Annotated in this window: 14 protein-coding genes and 1 pseudogene; 10 read left to right on the forward strand and 5 right to left on the reverse strand. The window is 53.6% G+C overall.

Annotated features, from left to right (window positions below; all coding sequences use genetic code 11):
- Window position 1 precedes the first annotated feature (1 nt).
- Window positions 2-1758: pseudogene (locus AC3ITF_RS00685) on the reverse strand (type VI secretion system Vgr family protein); the annotation flags it as partial.
- A 283-nt stretch (window positions 1759-2041) separates the two neighbouring features.
- On the opposite strand from AC3ITF_RS00685, the gene AC3ITF_RS00690 reads away from it, so the two are divergent.
- The 7 genes from AC3ITF_RS00690 (at window position 2042) to AC3ITF_RS00720 (ending at window position 10678) form a co-directional block, all read left to right on the forward strand.
- Entirely contained in the window at window positions 2042-2650 is a 609-nt protein-coding gene (locus AC3ITF_RS00690; RefSeq protein ID WP_135911231.1) for a glutathione S-transferase, read from the forward strand.
- Window positions 2651-2747: 97 nt separating this feature from the next.
- On the forward strand, window positions 2748-4139 hold the full coding sequence (gene selA, locus AC3ITF_RS00695) for an L-seryl-tRNA(Sec) selenium transferase (protein WP_489176068.1): 1392 nt from the start codon (window positions 2748-2750) through the stop codon (window positions 4137-4139).
- Window positions 4136-5980: a selenocysteine-specific translation elongation factor gene (gene selB, locus AC3ITF_RS00700; protein WP_153880304.1), complete on the forward strand. Its 1845-nt coding sequence runs from the start codon at window positions 4136-4138 to the stop codon at window positions 5978-5980. The genes selA and selB overlap by 4 nt, the downstream gene beginning before the upstream one ends.
- Window positions 5981-6169: 189 nt before the next feature.
- Window positions 6170-7321, forward strand: a complete 1152-nt coding sequence (gene yiaY, locus AC3ITF_RS00705) for an L-threonine dehydrogenase (RefSeq protein ID WP_135911233.1) — start codon at window positions 6170-6172, stop codon at window positions 7319-7321.
- A 92-nt stretch (window positions 7322-7413) separates the two neighbouring features.
- Entirely contained in the window at window positions 7414-8952 is a 1539-nt protein-coding gene (gene aldB, locus AC3ITF_RS00710; protein ID WP_096759116.1) for an aldehyde dehydrogenase AldB, read from the forward strand.
- A 260-nt stretch (window positions 8953-9212) separates the two neighbouring features.
- Window positions 9213-9536 carry a DUF3302 domain-containing protein gene (locus AC3ITF_RS00715; RefSeq protein WP_117342532.1) on the forward strand — a complete coding sequence of 108 codons (324 nt, stop codon included), beginning with the start codon at window positions 9213-9215 and terminating at the stop codon, window positions 9534-9536.
- 5 nt (window positions 9537-9541) lie between these two features.
- The gene (locus AC3ITF_RS00720) at window positions 9542-10678 is read left to right on the forward strand and encodes an HlyD family secretion protein (protein WP_135911235.1); all 1137 of its coding nucleotides are present in this window, start codon (window positions 9542-9544) and stop codon (window positions 10676-10678) included.
- A gap of 16 nt (window positions 10679-10694) precedes the next feature.
- Here the strand turns inward: AC3ITF_RS00720 and AC3ITF_RS00725 are convergent, their stop codons facing one another.
- A complete protein-coding gene (locus AC3ITF_RS00725) occupies window positions 10695-11648 on the reverse strand; it encodes a LysR family transcriptional regulator (RefSeq protein WP_115257191.1) in 954 nt (317 codons plus the stop codon).
- A 121-nt stretch (window positions 11649-11769) separates the two neighbouring features.
- Here AC3ITF_RS00725 and AC3ITF_RS00730 point away from each other — a divergent pair, with 121 nt between their 5' ends.
- Complete coding sequence (locus AC3ITF_RS00730) at window positions 11770-12510, forward strand: MipA/OmpV family protein (RefSeq protein ID WP_096759120.1); 741 nt, start codon at window positions 11770-11772, stop codon at window positions 12508-12510.
- A gap of 86 nt (window positions 12511-12596) precedes the next feature.
- Here AC3ITF_RS00730 and AC3ITF_RS00735 read toward each other — a convergent pair whose 3' ends face one another.
- Window positions 12597-14552: a glycoside hydrolase family 127 protein gene (locus AC3ITF_RS00735; RefSeq protein ID WP_489176069.1), complete on the reverse strand. Its 1956-nt coding sequence runs from the start codon at window positions 14550-14552 to the stop codon at window positions 12597-12599.
- Window positions 14553-14562: 10 nt separating this feature from the next.
- Window positions 14563-15963: an MFS transporter gene (locus tag AC3ITF_RS00740; RefSeq protein ID WP_489176070.1), complete on the reverse strand. Its 1401-nt coding sequence runs from the start codon at window positions 15961-15963 to the stop codon at window positions 14563-14565.
- Between the two features lie 251 nt (window positions 15964-16214).
- Here AC3ITF_RS00740 and AC3ITF_RS00745 point away from each other — a divergent pair, with 251 nt between their 5' ends.
- The gene (locus tag AC3ITF_RS00745) at window positions 16215-17030 is read left to right on the forward strand and encodes an AraC family transcriptional regulator (RefSeq protein WP_135911238.1); all 816 of its coding nucleotides are present in this window, start codon (window positions 16215-16217) and stop codon (window positions 17028-17030) included.
- Between the two features lie 114 nt (window positions 17031-17144).
- Complete coding sequence (locus AC3ITF_RS00750) at window positions 17145-17618, forward strand: 4Fe-4S dicluster domain-containing protein (protein WP_153880308.1); 474 nt, start codon at window positions 17145-17147, stop codon at window positions 17616-17618.
- Window positions 17619-17654: 36 nt separating this feature from the next.
- On the opposite strand, the gene avtA is transcribed toward AC3ITF_RS00750, so the two are convergent.
- A complete protein-coding gene (avtA, locus tag AC3ITF_RS00755) occupies window positions 17655-18905 on the reverse strand; it encodes a valine--pyruvate transaminase (protein ID WP_096759134.1) in 1251 nt (416 codons plus the stop codon).
- Window positions 18906-19044: the final 139 nt, after the last annotated feature.

Consider the following 19044-nt stretch of genomic DNA (forward strand, 5'->3'; position numbering starts at 1 on the left):
TTTATTCCTCCTCAGTAAACGGTCTGAATACAAGCTCTTTACTTTGAATGCCATCCATTCCTTTTATGGACCCAAACATATGGTTTAATTCAGGCTCAGATGTTGTCTGATCTGATTCGTTTTCCCCATTCGAATCCCCGGAACCACCGTCCTCATCTGGTAGCGCCCTCAACACAGCTGGTTGCAGTGTCGATATCGGTGTACCCGGACTCCCCCCGCTGTTCAGGTTTATCTTCGGCCCCGTGATGTCCACGCCACCGGGATGGATCACCACAAACGAACCGCCCACCTTCAGGGTGATGCTGCCGCTACTCTCCAGCACGACAGCTTCCCGGGCCTTTATCCCCAGCGCACCCGCCACCTTCCGCGCCAGGTCGCCCTTCACCTCCAGGCTGTGGCTGCCTTCCACCAGGCTGATATGGTCCCCGCTGGTTTTATGCGCCTGTTTCCCTTCCACCGTCACTTTCCGGTCATTTGCCACATACAGCCCGTCGTCATGGCTGATGCTCACCATCCGGTCATTCTTCACTTTCAGCGTCTGGTCGTTGCGCACCGTGATGCTGCGGTCATGCGCCACGGTGATGGTCTGGTCATGCCCTGCGGCATTCTCCTTACCCACCTTCACTGTCTGCCCGAGTCCGATGGTAATACTCTGGTTATTGCCGGTGGTTTCTGTGTGGTCCACTTTCACGTCGGTGGTGCGGCTGTTCAGCACTTCGGTATCCATGTTCTTCTGCGCATGGATATACACCTGCTCGTTGCCCGTCGCATCCTCAAAGCGCAGTTCATTAAATCCCCCGCCTTTACAGGTTTTCGAGCGGATAGTCATCTGCGTTTTTGTGCCGGGCAGGTCTCCGGGGGTACGGTTATCTTCATGGTAGGTACGACCCATCACGATGGGCTGGTCCGGATCGCCGTTGAGAAAGTCGACAATCACTTCCTGGCCCACGCGGGGAACAGCGAGGTTGCCGAACCCGGCTCCGGCCCATGCCTGGGATACCCGTATCCAGCAGGAGCTGTTTTCCGTTCCGTCCTGATAGCGGTCCCAGAGGAACTTCAGCCGTACCCGGCCATATTCGTCGCAGAAGATTTCTTCGCCCGCCGGACCGGTGACCACAGCACTCTGCGGGCCGTCAACGGAAGGTTTTGACAGGGGGGAGGTCCGCCATGTCCGGTCTGCCGGAATCACGTCGAATGCCTTGCTGAGCGTGGTGCCTTCCCCCTGGAGACTTCGCGGGTACCGGGGTTAAAGGGCATTTCCCCCAGAGTGGAAACCCCGGCCACATCATCACAGAGCACCAGTTTTTGTTCAGGACCGGTCGGGTGTAACCAGTCAAAATAGAAAATACCTTCTTCGGCCCACAGGCGGGTGAGAAAAGCGAGGTCGGTCTCGCCGTACTGGACACAGAATTCCCGCGCCGGATGGGATTCATAGAAGGAAGGCACCCAGTCAGTGACGCCATTTTCAGTGAGCAGGGTGGAGGAGATAGCCTGGATATCCTGCTGCTGAAAGATACGGAAGTTCTGGCGCAACCCTGCCCGCCAGAGCGGGGGAGAGAGGGTCAGGGTGTAATTCATCTGCCAGTCGTTGTTTTCCCCGGTTTCCATCCCGGTAATGATGCCGTGGAGGTAGCGCTGTGGAACAGGTCCCTGCCAGAGGGTCAGGGTGGCGCTCTTTTCAAGAAAATCAGGTGCGGTGAGGTCAGACTGGTCGCTGGCAATATCGACACTGAGCAAAAAGGGGGTGGAGAGATTCTGATACAGGGTGAAGCTGACGACAGCGGTATCCGTCACCATGAGTTCGTCCACTTCCAGGGTAAAGCGCAGTCCCTGCTGTGACATGATTTTCTCCGTGACGTATTCATATCCTTGCAGAGAACCATACGTCCCGAGTAACGCAGGGAAAAGCATATTGTTAAAAAGCAGCTGAAACTAAGAAAACGTTTAGGTCAGAAGTAAATCAGCAAGAATGATAACCATCATCTGCCTTTTGTCTCAGCCTGAGCCATACTGATATTTTTGTTGGCAAAAAGGACACGGCATGAAACTCATTGGCAGCTACACCAGCCCTTTTGTGCGAAAAATCTCTATTCTGTTGCTGGAAAAAGGCATCACCTTCGAATTCGTTAATGAACTTCCCTACAACGCCGAAAACGGCGTGGCGCGCTACAATCCGTTAGGAAAAGTACCCGCGCTGGTCACCGATGAGGGCGAGTACTGGTTCGATTCGCCAATCATCGCCGAATACATTGAGCTGCTGGATATTGCGCCAGCCATGTTACCGCGCGATCCGCTGGCGGCGCTGAAGGTGCGTCAGATTGAAGCGCTGGCGGACGGTATTATGGATGCTGGACTTGTCTCCGTACGTGAACAGGCCCGGCCAGCCGCACAGCAATCAGAAATCGAACTGCTGCGCCAGCGCGAGAAAATTACCCGCAGCCTGGATGTGCTGGAAGGCTATCTGGCAGACGGTACCCTGAAAACGGACACGGTGAATCTGGCCACCGTCGCCATCGCCTGCGCCGTGGGTTATCTCAATTTCCGCCGCGTCGCACCCGGCTGGTGTGTTGACCGACCGCGACTGGTCAAACTGGTGGAAACGCTCTTTCAGCGTGAGAGCTTTGCCCGCACAGAACCGCCAAAGGCTTGATGCGTATTATGTCCGCCTGAGCAAACTCACGGTACAATCCCCCCATATTGCTATCCCTCTCCCCGGCGGAGAGGGCCACCAACAGCCAGGCCCTTTCATGACAACCGACATGCGTTCACTCTACAGCCAGCTTCCTGCGATCGATCGTTTATTGCGCGATAGCGCCTTTCTTGCCTTACGTGAGTCTCACGGCCATACCCGGGTGGTGGAGCTGCTTCGCCATATGCTCGACGAAGCCAGGGAAACGATTCGCGACGCGCAGGCGCTCCCGGCGTGGAGTGACGACTGGGCGCAAGAAGCCAGCGCCCGGCTGGAACGCGAGTCGCACAGCGCGCTGCGTCCGGTCATCAACCTGACGGGTACGGTGCTGCACACCAACCTGGGTCGTGCGTTGCAGGCGCAAGAAGCGATTGAGGCGGTGATGCAGGTGATGCACGCGCCGGTGACGCTGGAGTATGACCTCGACGGCGCCGGTCGTGGGCATCGCGATCGTGCGCTGGCGGACCTGTTGTGTCGCATTACGGGAGCCGAAGATGCCTGCATCGTTAATAACAATGCGGCAGCGGTACTGCTGATGTTGGCTGCAACCGCCAATGGTAAAGAGGTGGTGGTTTCACGCGGTGAGCTGGTGGAAATTGGCGGCGCATTTCGTATTCCGGACGTGATGCGCCAGGCCGGGTGCGTTCTACATGAGGTCGGTACCACTAACCGGACGCACGCCAGCGATTACCGTCAGGCAGTGAATGAAAATACCGGTCTGTTGATGAAAGTGCATACCAGCAATTACAGCATTGAAGGCTTTACCAAAACGGTGGATGAAGCCGAGCTGGCGGCGATCGGTCATGAGCTGGATATTCCGGTGGTGACGGATCTGGGCAGCGGCTCGCTGGTGGATCTCAGCCTGTACGGTTTACCCAAGGAGCCGATGCCGCAGCAGTTGATTGCCGCGGGTGTTAGCCTGGTCAGCTTCTCGGGCGACAAGCTGCTGGGGGGGCCGCAGGCCGGAATTATCGTCGGTAAGAAAGAGATGATTGCCCGGCTGCAGCGTCATCCGCTGAAACGTGCGCTGCGGGCCGATAAAATGACCCTGGCGGCACTGGAAGCCACGCTGCGGCTCTATTTACACCCGGAAGCACTGGCGGAAAAATTACCCACGCTGCGCCTGCTCACTCGTAAGGAAGAGGCGATCCGCGAACAGGCCCAGCGCTTACAGGTACAGCTCGAACAACATTATGGCGGCGAGTTTGCACTGAACGTGATGCCCTGTCTGTCGCAGATTGGCAGTGGTTCGCTACCGGTTGATAGACTGCCCAGCGCGGCATTAACCTTTACCCCGCATGACGGGCGAGGTAGCCGCCTTGAGGCCCTGGCTGCCCGCTGGCGCGCGCTACCGGTGCCGGTCATTGGGCGAATTTATGATGGCCGCTTATGGCTGGATCTGCGCTGTCTTGAAGACGAGCCCCGGTTTATGGAGATGATGCTGAAATGATTATTGCAACAGCCGGACACGTTGACCACGGAAAAACCACGTTATTACAGGCGATTACCGGTGTGAATGCCGATCGTCTGCCGGAAGAAAAAAAACGCGGCATGACCATCGATTTGGGCTATGCCTACTGGCCGCAGCCGGATGGCCGCGTGCTGGGGTTTATCGACGTTCCCGGACACGAAAAGTTTCTGTCCAACATGCTGGCGGGCGTCGGCGGCATCGATCACGCGCTGTTGGTGGTGGCCTGCGATGATGGCGTGATGGCGCAAACGCGGGAGCATTTGCAGATCCTGCAACTGACGGGCAATCCGCAGCTCACCGTGGCGCTGACCAAAGCCGATCGCGTGGATGACGCGCGTATTGACGACGTGCGTGCAGAAGTGCAGTCAACGCTGGCGAACTTTGGTTTTACCGGGGCGACACTTTTCGTGACCGCCGCCAGTGAAGGGCTGGGTATTGATGCATTACGTGAGCATCTGCTGCAGCTGCCTGCGCGAGAGCTGGCCCGCAATCACACCTTCCGGCTGGCAATTGACCGCGCCTTTACGGTGAAGGGGGCGGGCCTGGTAGTTACCGGCACGGCGCTCAGTGGTGAAGTGAACGTTGGCGACACGCTGTGGCTGACTGGGGTCAACAAACCGATGCGCGTGCGTAGTCTGCATGCGCAAAACCAGGCCACTGAGTACGCTCATGCCGGGCAGCGTATTGCCCTGAATATTGCTGGCGATGCGGAGAAAGAACAGCTCACCCGCGGTGACTGGCTGTTGTCCGATGCACCGCCGGATGCCTTGACCCGCGTTATTGTCTCTTTAGAGCACGCCGCCCCGCTGACACAGTGGCAACCGCTGCATATTCACCACGCGGCCAGCCACGTGACCGGGCGTATTTCCCTGCTCGAAGGGACGCTGGCGGAGCTGGTGTTTGATACGCCGCTGTGGCTGGCCGATAACGACAGACTGGTGCTACGCGATATTTCTGCCCGCACGACGCTTGCGGGTGCACGCGTGGTGACGCTCAACCCGCCGCGTCGTGGCAAGCGTAAACCGGAGTATCTGCAGTGGCTATCGGCGCTGGAAAACGCACAGAATGACGGCGACGCGCTGGCAGTGCATCTGACGCGTGGCGCGGTGAACATCCCCGATTTCGCATGGGCGCGCCAGCTTAACGGCGACGGTATGCGCCCGTTGATTGAGCAACATGGTTTTATTCAGGCTGGATATAGCTTGTTGAATGCCTCTGTTGCCGCCCGCTGGCAGCGTAAAATTTTGGATACGCTGGCGACGTACCACGAGCAGCATCGCGATGAGCCGGGACCGGGGCGTGAGCGTCTGCGGCGCATGGCGCTGCCGATGGAAGACGAAGCGCTGGTCCTGCTGCTGATCGAAAAAATGCGCGATAGCGGCGTTATCCATAGCCACCATGGCTGGCTGCATTTACCGGATCATAAGGCCGGCTTTAGCGATGAGCAGCAGGCCATCTGGCAAAAAGTTGAGCCTCTCTTCGGCGATGAGCCGTGGTGGGTGCGGGACCTGGCGAAAGAAACGGGCACTGATGAGCAGGCCATGCGTCTGGCGCTACGGCAGGCAGCGCAGCAGGGCATCATTACCGCGATCGTCAAAGATCGCTATTATCGTAACGATCGCATCGTGGCTTTTGCCAATATGATCCGCGAACTGGATCTGGAAAGAGGATCAACCTGTGCCGCTGATTTCCGCGACAGGCTGAATGTGGGACGTAAATTGGCTATCCAAATTCTGGAATATTTTGACCGTATTGGGTTTACCCGTCGCCGGGGAAATGATCATTTATTACGCGATGCATTACTGTTTCCCGAAAAGTAATGACACAATTAATTCATAGAAAACATGAATTAATACAAAATAGCGGTTGATTTATATAAGCACATTAGATTTTAAACCTAATGTGCTTTTTTAATTTCTGGTGTTATTAAAATAACAACCACGATCATATTTTGATGGGATTTTCACACGTATGCTGCCTACCTCTTTAGAGTAATTAAGGATTGTACAATGGCTGCTTCAACATTTTTTATCCCATCTGTGAACGTAATCGGTACTGGTGCATTGAAGGATGCCATGAATACAATGGCGGAATATGGATTCCGTCGTACGTTAATCGTGACGGATGCCATGCTGACCCAATTAGGGATGGCGGGCGATATTCAAAAGGCCTTACAGGAACGTGATATTTTCAGTGTTATTTTTGATGGTACACATCCTAACCCAACTACCAGCAACGTTGCGGCGGGTCTGAAACTTCTGCAAGAACACCAGTGTGATAGCGTTATTTCCCTGGGCGGCGGCTCACCACACGACTGTGCGAAAGGCATTGCGCTGGTGGCGGCTAACGGCGGCGACATTCGTGACTACGAAGGCGTTGACCGTTCTGCAAAACCACAGCTGCCGATGATTGCCATCAACACCACGGCGGGTACGGCATCTGAAATGACCCGTTTCTGCATCATCACTGATGAAGAACGCCACATTAAAATGGCGATTGTTGATAAGCACGTAACCCCGCTGCTGTCGGTAAATGATTCCTCGCTGATGGTCGGTATGCCGAAGTCTCTGACGGCGGCCACCGGTATGGATGCGCTGACCCACGCCATTGAAGCCTATGTTTCCACTGCTGCCACGCCGATTACCGATGCTTGTGCACTCAAAGCGGTAACGATGATTGCTGAAAATCTGACGGTTGCCGTGGAAGAGGGCAGTAACGCGCAGGCGCGCGAAGCTATGGCCTACGCGCAGTTCCTCGCCGGTATGGCCTTTAACAATGCTTCTCTGGGTTACGTTCACGCAATGGCGCACCAACTGGGCGGTTTCTATAACCTGCCGCACGGGGTGTGCAACGCCGTCCTGCTGCCGCATGTTCAGGTGTTCAACAGCAAGGTTGCTGCGGCTCGCCTGCGTGACTGCGCGGCTGCAATGGGTGTGAATGTGGCGGATATGAGCGAAGCGCAAGGCGCTGAGGCCTGCATCGCGGCGATCCGTGAGCTGGCGCAGAAAGTGGCAATTCCGGCAGGCCTGCGCGACCTGAACGTGAAGGAAGAAGATTTTGCTATTCTGGCGACCAACGCCCTGAAGGATGCCTGTGGTTTTACCAACCCGATTCAGGCGACGCATGAGGAAATCATGGCGATCTATCGCGCGGCAATGTAAACCGTGACATCTGTCGTAAAGCAGTAAATGGCTGGCGAATAATTCGCCAGTCCCGTCTACCTTTGTAGTACCCCTACAGCAAGGAGACGGTCATGACCAATAACCCCCCTTCAACGCGTATTCATCCCGGCGAGTATGGTTATCCCCTGAAGTTAAAAGCCCGATACGATAACTTTATCGGCGGCGATTGGGTGGCACCGGTGGACGGTGAGTATTACCAGAACCTGACGCCGGTCACCGGGCAGTTACTGTGCGAAGTGGCCTCTTCCGGCAAAAAAGACATCGACCTGGCATTGGATGCTGCGCACAAAGTCAAAGATAAATGGGCGCATACGTCCGTTCAGGATCGTGCTGCGCTCCTTTTCAAGATTGCCGATCGCATGGAGCAAAACCTGGAGCTGCTGGCGACGGCAGAAACCTGGGATAACGGTAAGCCAATCCGCGAAACCAGCGCGGCAGATGTGCCGCTGGCCATTGACCATTTCCGCTATTTCGCCTCCTGTATTCGAGCCCAGGAAGGGGGGATCAGTGAAGTCGACAGCGATACGGTGGCGTATCATTTCCATGAACCGCTCGGCGTAGTCGGGCAAATTATCCCGTGGAACTTCCCGTTGCTGATGGCGAGCTGGAAGATGGCGCCGGCCCTGGCAGCGGGTAACTGCGTGGTGCTGAAGCCAGCTCGTCTGACGCCGCTGTCGGTGCTGCTGCTGATGGAAGTTATCGGTGATTTGCTGCCACCGGGCGTGGTGAACGTGGTCAACGGTGCAGGCGGAGAAATCGGCGAATATCTGGCGACATCAAAACGCATTGCGAAAGTGGCGTTTACCGGATCGACGGAAGTCGGCCAGCAGATCATGCAGTACGCCACACAGAATATTATCCCTGTCACGCTGGAACTGGGTGGCAAGTCGCCGAATATCTTCTTTGCCGACGTTATGGATGAGGAAGATGCGTTCTTTGACAAGGCGCTGGAAGGCTTTGCGCTATTTGCCTTCAACCAGGGCGAGGTGTGTACTTGCCCGAGTCGTGCACTGGTGCAGGAATCTATATACGAACGTTTTATGGAGCGAGCCATTCGCCGTGTGGAGAGTATCCGCAGCGGTAACCCGCTTGATAGCGTCACGCAAATGGGCGCGCAGGTCTCGCATGGGCAGTTAGAAACCATTTTGAACTACATTGATATCGGTAAGAAAGAAGGGGCGGATGTCCTGACCGGCGGGCGGCGTAAGCAGCTGGATGGGGAGTTAAAAGAGGGCTACTACCTCGAGCCAACCATCCTGTACGGCAAGAACAATATGCGCGTTTTCCAGGAAGAGATCTTCGGCCCGGTGCTGGCGGTCACAACCTTTAAAACTATGGAAGACGCGCTGGAGATCGCCAACGATACCCAATACGGACTGGGTGCCGGCGTCTGGAGCCGTAACGGTAATCTGGCCTACAAGATGGGACGTGGTATTCAGGCCGGACGCGTCTGGACCAACTGCTACCATGCCTACCCGGCACATGCGGCGTTTGGCGGCTATAAACAGTCGGGTATCGGGCGGGAAACTCACAAGATGATGCTGAACCACTACCAGCAGACCAAGTGCCTGCTGGTGAGCTACTCTGATAAACCGCTGGGGCTGTTTTAATCTCCTGTCACTTATTGCCCGGTATCGCATAGCGAGCCGGGCATCAAGTTCTGCTCTGCAGTTTACTCAGGTAAATGACTGGGGTGAGCGAACGAAGCCAACAAAGAAGCAGCTCAAAAGATGATGGGTATATATAAACCCATATATCGTTATATAAATAAGGCAATTGCATCCAATCTGGTCATTCCACTATTATGCTCAAATCTATTATTTAAAACTAATAGCATACAAATTCTTTATTTTTAATCCCTGAGGCAAATATGTTTCTTGATTATTTTGCATTAGGAGTGCTTATTTTTGTATTCCTGGTCATTTTTTATGGGGTTATTATTCTGCATGATATTCCCTATCTAATTGCAAAAAAACGTAACCATCCTCATGCCGACGCTATCCATGTTGCGGGATGGGTAAGTCTGTTTACGCTGCATGTTATTTGGCCCTTTTTATGGATTTGGGCAACGCTTTACCGCCCGGAGCGCGGTTGGGGCATGCAAAGCGCTGATTCTTCCCTGATTCAACTTCAGGAGCGGGTAGCCGATCTGGAAAAGAAACTGGCCGAGGTTAAGACCTCCCCGGCGGAGTAATATCGATGGATTTACTGATCGTTTTGACCTATGTGGCTTGTGCATGGTCTGTATTTAAAATTTTTAAAATTCCTGTAAATAAATGGACAGTACCGACTGCAGCATTGGGCGGTATTTTTATTGTTTGCGGGCTTATATTACTGATGAACTATAACCATCCGTATACATTTAAGGCGCAAAAGGCGGTTATTTCTATTCCCGTCGTGCCGCAGGTGACCGGGGTGGTAACAGAAGTCACGGATAAGAAAAACACGCTGATCAAAAAAGGCGAGGTGCTGTTTAAGCTTAACCCAGGGCGTTATCAGGCGAGGGTTGACCGCCTGAAAGCCGATATTGTCACGGCACAGCATAAAGAGCAGGCGCTGGTTGCGCAGTTAGATGAAATGAAAGCGAACACGCAGCAGAAAAAGGCCACGCGTGACAAGCTGGCAAAAGATTACCAGCGTTACGCGCAGGGTAGCCAGGCGAAGGTAAATCCTTTTTCTGAACGCGATATCGATGCGGCACGGCAAAACTATCTGGCGCAGGAAGCGTCGGTAAAATCGTCCCTCGCAGAGCAACAGCAAATACAGAGCCAGTTAGACAGCATGGTGATGGGTGAGCATTCACAAATTGCCAGCCTGAAAGCCCAGCTGGCGGAAGCAGAATTTAACCTCGATCAAACCGTGGTTCGTGCGCCCAGCGATGGCTATGTTACCCAGGTGCTGATCCGACCGGGCACCTATGCCGCTGCGCTGCCGATGCGTCCGGTGATGGTGTTTATCCCGGATCAAAAACGACAGATTATTGCCCAGTTCCGCCAAAACTCACTTCTGCGACTGGAGCCAGGTGACGAAGCTGAAGTGGTATTTAACGCGCTACCGGGGAAAGTTTATAGCGGAAAACTGGCCGCGATTAGCCCGGCGGTTCCGGGTGGTACGTATCAGTCGAACGGCGCGTTGCAATCCTTAAACTCCACGCCGGGTTCGGAAGGGGTGATCGCCACGATTGAACTGAATGAGAATGTGGACGTCAACGCGTTGCCTGATGGTATTTACGCTCAGGTCGCGGTGTATTCGGACCATTTCGCCCATGTATCAGTGATGCGTAAGGTCCTGTTACGCATGACCAGTTGGGTGCATTACCTGTATCTCGACCACTAGGTGCAGACTATTTTACTTACTCAGGTGGCTGTTGTAGCACTTGAGTAAGCTGCTCGCGAATCTCCGCCAACATCTCATCCAGAATAAACTGCACTCGCCAGGGTTGGTATTCACGCTTACGGAAAATCGCGACCAGATCCAGCCACCACTCGTGCTGTTCAGAGAAGCACGGAACCAGCGCCCCAGCCTCAATATCAAGTTGAACGCTTTCATTGGGCGCAAAAACAATGCCCAGATGATTACGTGCCAGCGCCAGCGCGGATTGTGTATTATCGCAGACGTAATTTCCTGTCACCCGATAGTCATGCATCTCCTTGCCACCGGCTGAATTGAATCGCCAAATATTGGCGTCATCAATCATCATTGAATCAATCAAAATACAGGAATGTTGCTCCAGTTCTTCAGGGCTACTGATGGGGTGTTTATCGAGATATCCCTGGCTGGCAAAAGCCGTAACCGCATATTTAGTAATGAAACTGGCAACCAGTGTTTCATCTTTGGGATGTGCGTAGGAAATTAAAACATCACAATCATCAGGGAATTCGACCCCTTCATAAAATGCTTTACGCTCCAGGTTATAGGTTTTCAGCGAGAGGCTAATTCCACCAATATTCTGAATTTTTGCAATAACATGTTGCGATAAGTAAGCAATAATTCCCGTTGGTGCATATACAGTGACCCGACCACGTTTTTCATGCTTATAATCGGCAATAAAATTGTTCAGCTGTTCGTTTCTGTCTAACATGTCATTGATGTAGGGTAGCAACGCGGTGCCAAAGGGCGTCAGGGTAAGTTGTCGGGTGGTTCTGTCAAACACCTTTAATCCAACTTTTGATTCAAAATCAGCAAGATATTTGCTGACGTTGGCCTGCGCAATGCCGAGTACGGTTGCGGCATGGCTGATGTTTTCACTGGCAGCAATGACCGAAATAATTTTCAGTTCCCGGTGTTTGAGTTGTAATTTGTTCATCGCTGAATCCAATATATATATGATTTTATATATTACTATATAAATATGCGTCTTGCACTGATGAAATTGTAAGCATTATTATGCGCCTGCTTTGTAGCTTATTTTAAAATGGAAAGTTGGCATGTTAATTAAACGCAATATTGCGGCGCTAGTTGCTTTGTCTTTTATGGCAAGTGCATCAGCCGCAGAGTTTTCTCTTGGCGGTGGGGCTGTATATAACGAATCTCCTTATCGTGGATACAATGAAAATGTCCATGCAGTACCGCTTATCAGTTATGAAGGCGAATCATTTTATTTTAGGCAAACAACGCTAGGTTATATTCTGTCGAAGAGTGAAAGTAATGAATTTAGCATTACTGCTTCGTGGATGCCGCTTGAGTTTGACCCAGGCGATAACGACGATCATGCGATGAAGCAGCTCGACAAGCGTGACGCAACCGCAATGGCGGGGGCCGCATGGTATCACCATGAGAAATGGGGCAGCGTGAAAGTCTCTGCCGCAGCGGATGTAATGGACAACAGCAGCGGTTGGGCTGGCGAAGTTTCTCTGTTCCGTCCAATGCCGATGGGCAAGCTGACGCTGACGCCGTCCATTGGTGTGCTCTACTACGATGAAAAATTCAACGAATATTACTACGGCATCTCAGGCAATGAGTCTCGCCGTAGCGGGTTATCAAGCTATTCCCCAGGCGATAGCTGGACACCGTATGCCGGTCTGTCCGCAAAATATGCGTTAACCGCTAACCTGACACTGCTGGCCAGCGCCAACTATAGCGTGCTGCCAGATGATATTAAGGATAGCCCAATGGTTGATCGCGATGACAGCTTCACTTTCCTGTCAGGGGTGAGCTGGCGTTTCTAATTCTCACCCGTTTGTCCTCATGGAAGAGGGCAATTTTTTCATGATGTTTTGACGGATGGCGCCAACAGTCGCCATCCGTCATATCATTACTGCTCGTTGACCCAAATCCGCATTTCACCTTCACCACGGTTCGCCCAGCTAAACCACGGAATAAACGTCAGCGTATGCGTTTGCCGGGAAGCGGGGGAGACATCGTAGTGCCACAACGATTGCTGCGTGGCATCATCAGCGCTTTGCTTCACCCCTTCCGTTTGAATCAGTATTTTATGGCTGAATAGCCCTTTCCCCTCAAAGACCCTGAATTCACTCTCTTTGGGCAGCCACAGGTTATGCAATTCCTCGCCGTTATCCGCCTGCTCCAGACAATAGACTAACGGTCCACGTTGAATGGCAACCTTACCGGCAACATGGCGAACCAGCGGATTACCGTATACCCGACGCACCGGCATCGGGAGCGTCAGGCTCAGCGTATCCCCTTCTTGCCAAGTGCGGGTTATGTGCAAATAGCCTTTGCGAATATCTTGTTCTACAGGCAAACCGTTCAGCATTACCTGCGGCGCGGAGCACCAGTCCGGCAGGCGTAGTGCCAGGGTGTGGTGTACTGGCTGCACGGAATCAATGGTGATATTAACCTGCTCATGCCACGGATAATCTCCGCTAATGCGGAGTTTCAGCGTCCCGTTTTCAACGGGTATTTCCATGCTGTTGCCCACATACATATTGATATACAGCGCGTCCTGGCGCGGCGTGTAGAGGTAATGGCCAATCGACGTTAACACGCGCGCGATATTCGGTGGGCAGCAGGCGCAGCCAAACCAGCGCTGGCGAATGGGCTTCACGTGGTCATAAATATGGTTAAATTTTAGAGATTTAGGATGCACTTCCAGCGGGTTAACGTAGAAAAAGTGTTTCCCGTCAAGCGCCATACCACCCAGTACGGTGTTATACAGCGCGCGTTCCATCACGTCGGCGTACTGACTGTCGGCCTCCATCTCCAGCATCCGGCGGGCGAACATCATCAGACCAATAGAGGCGCAGCTTTCCGCATACACAGAGTCGTTGGGCAGATCGTAATCGCTGCTAAATGCCTCGCCGCTGCTTTGCGAGCCGATCCCGCCGGTAATGTACAGCTGGCGCTGGGCCATATTGTTCCACAGTCGCAGGCAGTCCTGGCGCTTGCCTTCGTCCTGGCTTAAGCGGGCCAAGTGGGCCACACCGGTCATCAGGTAGACAAAGCGCACGGCGTGACCGATGGCGGTTTGCTGTTCAGATATTGGCTGGTGCGCCTGGCTGTAAGGCTTGTCTTTCACCATCCACGCCGGGCCGTAGGTGTGCCAGTAGGAGGTGCGACCGCGTTTTTCGTACTCTTCATCGTAGAAATGCGGCTGTGTGCCACGCTGCTCAACAAAATAATTTACCAGCGTCATATACCGTGGTTGCTGCGTGACTTCATACAATCGCATGAGCGCCAGCTCAATTTCCGGGTGTCCGGGATAGCCATGCAGCTGGTTTTCACCGGGTCCAAAAATGTTGTCGATATGGTCTGCCAGACGACATACCACCTCCAGTAAGCGGCGTTTTCCCGTCGCCTGAAAGAAGGCCACACCCGCTTCTATCATGTGACCCGCGCAGTACAGTTCATGACATTCGGCCAGATTCGTCCAGCGTTCTTCAGGGGCCTTCACCGTAAAATAGGTGTTGAGATAGCCATCTTCGCACTGGGCGGCGGCGACCAGTTCAATCACCTCATCGGCAGTTTTTTCCAGCTCGGTATCCGGTTTCTGACACAGCGACCAGGCCACGGCCTCCAGCCATTTGGCCACGTCGCTATCCTGAAAAACCATGCCGTAAAACTCACCGGATTGCTGGCCCGCAGCAATGCGGAAATTCTCGATAGCGTGGCTGGGATCGGCTTCTGCAATGCGGTCATTGAGCGCATCCCACTGATAGGGGATCACCACGTCGCGCACCAGTTGCTGGTATTGTCCGAGGAACGGATCGCTGACCGTGAGCTTATGCAGGTCGACTTCCTGTGCGTTCATTTCGTGCTCCTTAAGGCTGTACATGACGCTGACGCAGATCGGTAGCAATGCGCGACATCATCGGGTTATTGAGTTTGCAAAGGCGGATAGACAGCGCCAGCAGTAGGTGGAACAGGGCGGGCAGCAGCGTCTCCATGGCGGTAATACCTTGCAGCGAACTGGCGGTTTGGTTGCCAGCGCCAGGCTGATAGGCGACAAAAATAAACAACACGCTGATGATCCCGGCACTGGAGGCCCAGGCCAGCTTGATGAAAAACAGGTTGAAGGCGAAATTCATGCCGGAGGAACGCACGCCGGTTTTCCATTCGCCGTAATCATCAGCAAAGGCCATCAGCGAGAAGTGCAGCGGCAGCGTGAAGCCGAGAATAATGCCGTTGCCGAGAATCACCGCCAGCCATAACGTCTGGTGCGCTGGACCGGTTGGCAGGAACCACATTAACGCTGCCAGCGCCGCCAGTACCAGGTTGGTGTAGTAATAGAGTTTGACGGTGTCGATGCGTCGCGTCAGCGGGCTAACCACCACCGAACCGATGATCGAGGCGAAGGTGACCATGGTGAAAAACAGCGAGGTGTAAGCGGTACTGCCTTCCAGCACGTAGGTAATGAAGTACATGTACCCGCCGCCACGAATATTAAAGACATTGATCAGCAGGAAGGACATCACCAGCATCAGCAGCAGTTGGTCATTTTTACGCAGTCCGCCGATGTGTTCGCGCAGCGTAAATTTCCCCATCATCGCCAGCGGTACCCGCTCGCGCACCCAGAAGAAACAGCACAGGAACATGCCGACTGCGATGGCACACAGGATGCCCACGCCAAACTGATAACCCTGCGCGGCGTTGCCCTGACCGAGTATCTCCACCATCCACGGCAGGCCGACGGAGACTAAAAAACCGGCGACACCGCACAGCACAAATCGCCAGGACTGGCAGGCGATCACTTCATTGTGGCGCGTCGTCATGGTGTTGATCAGCGCACAATACGGCACATTGATCGCGGTATAGCCGACGGAAAGCAGCAGATAAGTGCCAAATGCCCAGGCGATTTTTACCCCCATGCTGGCGTCCGGGACGGTAAAGGTCAGAACGCCAATAATGCCGATGGGAACGGCCACCCACAGCTGCCATGGGCGAAAGCGTCCCCAGCGGCTTTGCGTGCGGTCGGCGAGGACACCCATGATCGGGTCAGAAACCGCGTCAAATACGCGCAGGGCAATAAACAAGGTGCCGACCAGTGCGGGCGTTAAGCCAAACACATCAGTATAGAAAAAAGTCAGGAAGTTCATGATCAGGCAGGTAATAACGGTCCCGCCTGCATCGCCTAATCCGTAACCTATTTTTTCACGCAGAGATAATTTGTCGTCTTGTGCACGTTGTGCCAAATCGTTGGTCGTAATCGGAGCCGAAGTCATAAATAACTCCCGGAGAGGATGTTCAGAAAGTACCCCGCTACATTGCGGGCTTTTATTGTGTCATTTGCAAAGTACGTTATTTATTCTGCACCAAATACACAGACCAACAAGGGAAGGGAAAAGTATAAAAAGATGACAATTCCGACTTAATTGAAAAAGTGTGATTTCGATCCGGCGAGATACTATTTTATCGTGAATAATCAAAGGTGAAGGCAGGTTTTAGGGTGCTAAAAGCGGGAAATTGAATAGTTATGCTTGAATTATCCATGTCACTTCCGATTAAAGTACAAAATGGCGGGCTGTTTATTTCTCGTGGCGTGGGAAGTCATCCGGCGCGGCAACTTCATTCCTGGGAAATTATCTTTGTCGAAAAAGGGACATTAACGATTCGTGAAGGGAACGCTATTTTTAGCGTGCAGGCTGGAGAGAGTTTGCTGTTGTGGCCGCAGCGTTTACATGTCGGCGTGGGACAATTTCCGCCCGATTTAAAATTTTATTGGCTGCATTTTGAAGTGAAGTCCGGTGAGTGTGTTTCACCGCCTGAAGCGCTGCTTTCGATCCCGCAACAGACTCGGGTGAATGAGCCACAATATATTATTTCGCTGTTTCGCCAGTTTTTACGTGAGCAGGAGAATATCCATCGCAGCGTTGCGCTGGAGCTGATCCTGTTGCTGATTTTGCAGCAAATATCCGCTGCCGCCAGCGAACAACCTGCCGATACGCCCGGTAATGCGCTGGCGTGGAAAGCGCAGCAAATGATACATACGCAGTTCCATTTACCCCTATCAGCCTCATTGCTGGCGAAAGAGCTGCATTGCAATGCAGACTATCTGGGGCGTGTATTCCGGGGTGTTTTTCGGCTGACGTTAACCGAAGCGCTGCATCGCCAGCGGGTGAGGGCGGCAGAAAAGCTGTTGATCAGTGATTCGCTGTCGCTGACCGAGGTGGCGTTTAAATGTGGATTTAACGACGTGGGGTATTTTCGCAAAATTTTCCGTACGCACACCAGCCTGACCCCGGCGGCGTGGAAGCGCCGTTACTGCAAAGAGCATATTAATTCGGCGTAGTTGCCCCTGCCTGGCTCATACACCTGACAAAATTCCACCGTTTCCCCTGTCCGATCAAAGCGTTGGGGGCCGGCTCTCTGGCACTCTGTGGTTTTAACGGCGACGGAGAAGGCAATGAACGGGTTTATTATGGCGGATGCGGCGAAATGCATTGGATGTCGAACCTGCGAAGTGGCCTGCGTCGTCGCGCATCAGGAAAACCAGACGTGTGCGACGGTCTCCTCCGGGGCATTTATCCCGCGTATTCGGGTGATTAAAGACGACGCGTTTACCACGGCGGTAACGTGTCATCAATGCGAAGACGCGCCTTGTGCGAATGCCTGCCCGACCACCGCTATTCGCCGCGAACATGGGCATATCTTTGTGGAACAGGCACGCTGCATTGGCTGTAAGAGCTGTATGCTGGCCTGTCCGTTTGGGGCCATGAATGTGATTGCACAGCGCTCGCGGGTGCAGGCGGTTAAATGTGATTTGTGCTGGCATCGTGAAACGGGCCCGGCGTGTGTAGAATCCTGCCCGACCCGTGCGTTGCAATGCGTTGACGCCGCAAAAATTCAGCAGCAGCGTTTGCGTTCACAGCCGTTGTAATGCGTGACCCGACCGATTAGGCGGTCGGGTTTGCCATCAGCCTTCACGCCAGGCGCGTTCTATCTCTTCAGCCAGAATCTTCACGCCAGCCTCGATTTTCTCCGGCTCCGGAACGTAGTTCATCCGCATGCACTGGTGGGTGTGCGGCCACGGCTTGTCCAGCCCCGGGAAGAAGTAATCACCGGGAACCATCAACACGCCGCGTGCTTTCAGGCGCTGATACAGCAGCTCGGTGGTGATAGGCAAGTCCTTGAACCACAGCCACAGGAAAATCGCCCCTTCTGGTTTATGGATCAGGCAGCGCTCTTCGGATAAGTAACGGCGAATGATCGCCACGGTCTCCTGAACGCGCTGATAATAAAACGGCTTGATCACGGTCTCCGACAGGCGCAGGAGATCGTTGCGTTTAATCATCTCGCACATGATAGCCGGACCCATACCGCCAGGGGCAAGGCTGATGATGCCGTTCATGTTGGTGATCGCGGTGATGATTTTTTCATTGGCGATAATAATACCGCAGCGCGAGCCCGGCAGCCCGAGCTTGGAAAGGCTCATGCACAGTACAATGTTGGGGTTCCACAGCGGACGGGCTTCGCTAAAGATAATGCCGGGGAACGGGACGCCATAGGCATTATCAATGACCAGCGGAATACCGTGCTGATTGGCGAGACGGTCCAGCTTCAATAACTCTTCGTCAGTAATCACATTGCCTGTCGGGTTGGTGGGGCGCGACACGCAAATCATGCCGGTCTCTTCGCCAATGTGCAGGTGTTCAAAGTCAACGTGATACTTAAACTGACCTTCCGGCAGCAGCTCGATATTCGGGCGCGCAGAGACGAAAAGCTCCTCTTCCAGCCCGGAATCGGCATAGCCAATGTATTCCGGTGCCAGTGGGAACAGGACTTTTCGGGTGGTCCCGTCGGCGCGACGTCCGGCGAAAAGATTGAATAAGTAGAAAAACGCGCTCTGACTGCCATTTGTCAGTGCAATATTTTGTGGTTCGATATCCCAGCCCAGCTTCTCGCGCAGCAGCGTGGCCAGTTCGGCCAGTAGCTCGGTTTTCCCTTGTGGACCGTCATAATTACAAAGCGCATCAGTGACTTTGCCGTTTTCCAGCATCTCGGCTAGCAGAGACTGGAAGTACTCCTGCATCTGTGGGATTTGCGCCGGGTTACCGCCGCCAAGCATGATCGCGCCGGGCGTACGTAAACCGTCGTTGAGGTCCTCCATCAGGCGGGTGATGCCTGAATGGCGGGTAAATTTGTCGCCAAAAAGTGAGAATGTCATAGCAGGTGGTCTGTCGAGCTGGGTAATAAAGTGGCTAACCATAGCGCTACCTATGGCGGGGTGCAAATCAGGCCTGTGAGACTAAATTGACGTTTTGTGCTACACATTTGTAACAGGGTGGTGTTTTATTTTGTATAAC

It is taken from the genome of Citrobacter sp. KH_055_1 (genome assembly GCF_057838705.1).

Excerpts from the sequence above, each read along its gene's own strand:
- AC3ITF_RS00715 (WP_117342532.1), top strand. The coding sequence starts at position 9,213 with ATGTTTCTTGATTATTTTGCATTAGGAGTGCTTATTTTTGTATTCCTG.
- AC3ITF_RS00690 (WP_135911231.1), top strand. The coding sequence starts at position 2,042 with ATGAAACTCATTGGCAGCTACACCAGCCCTTTTGTGCGAAAAATCTCT.
- AC3ITF_RS00725 (WP_115257191.1), bottom strand. The coding sequence starts at position 11,648 with ATGAACAAATTACAACTCAAACACCGGGAACTGAAAATTATTTCGGTC.
- aldB (WP_096759116.1), top strand. The coding sequence starts at position 7,414 with ATGACCAATAACCCCCCTTCAACGCGTATTCATCCCGGCGAGTATGGT.
- avtA (WP_096759134.1), bottom strand. The coding sequence starts at position 18,905 with ATGACATTCTCACTTTTTGGCGACAAATTTACCCGCCATTCAGGCATC.
- yiaY (WP_135911233.1), top strand. The coding sequence starts at position 6,170 with ATGGCTGCTTCAACATTTTTTATCCCATCTGTGAACGTAATCGGTACT.
- selB (WP_153880304.1), top strand. The coding sequence starts at position 4,136 with ATGATTATTGCAACAGCCGGACACGTTGACCACGGAAAAACCACGTTA.
- AC3ITF_RS00735 (WP_489176069.1), bottom strand. The coding sequence starts at position 14,552 with ATGAACGCACAGGAAGTCGACCTGCATAAGCTCACGGTCAGCGATCCG.
- AC3ITF_RS00745 (WP_135911238.1), top strand. The coding sequence starts at position 16,215 with ATGCTTGAATTATCCATGTCACTTCCGATTAAAGTACAAAATGGCGGG.
- AC3ITF_RS00730 (WP_096759120.1), top strand. The coding sequence starts at position 11,770 with ATGTTAATTAAACGCAATATTGCGGCGCTAGTTGCTTTGTCTTTTATG.
- AC3ITF_RS00740 (WP_489176070.1), bottom strand. The coding sequence starts at position 15,963 with ATGACTTCGGCTCCGATTACGACCAACGATTTGGCACAACGTGCACAA.
- AC3ITF_RS00750 (WP_153880308.1), top strand. The coding sequence starts at position 17,145 with ATGAACGGGTTTATTATGGCGGATGCGGCGAAATGCATTGGATGTCGA.
- AC3ITF_RS00720 (WP_135911235.1), top strand. The coding sequence starts at position 9,542 with ATGGATTTACTGATCGTTTTGACCTATGTGGCTTGTGCATGGTCTGTA.
- selA (WP_489176068.1), top strand. The coding sequence starts at position 2,748 with ATGACAACCGACATGCGTTCACTCTACAGCCAGCTTCCTGCGATCGAT.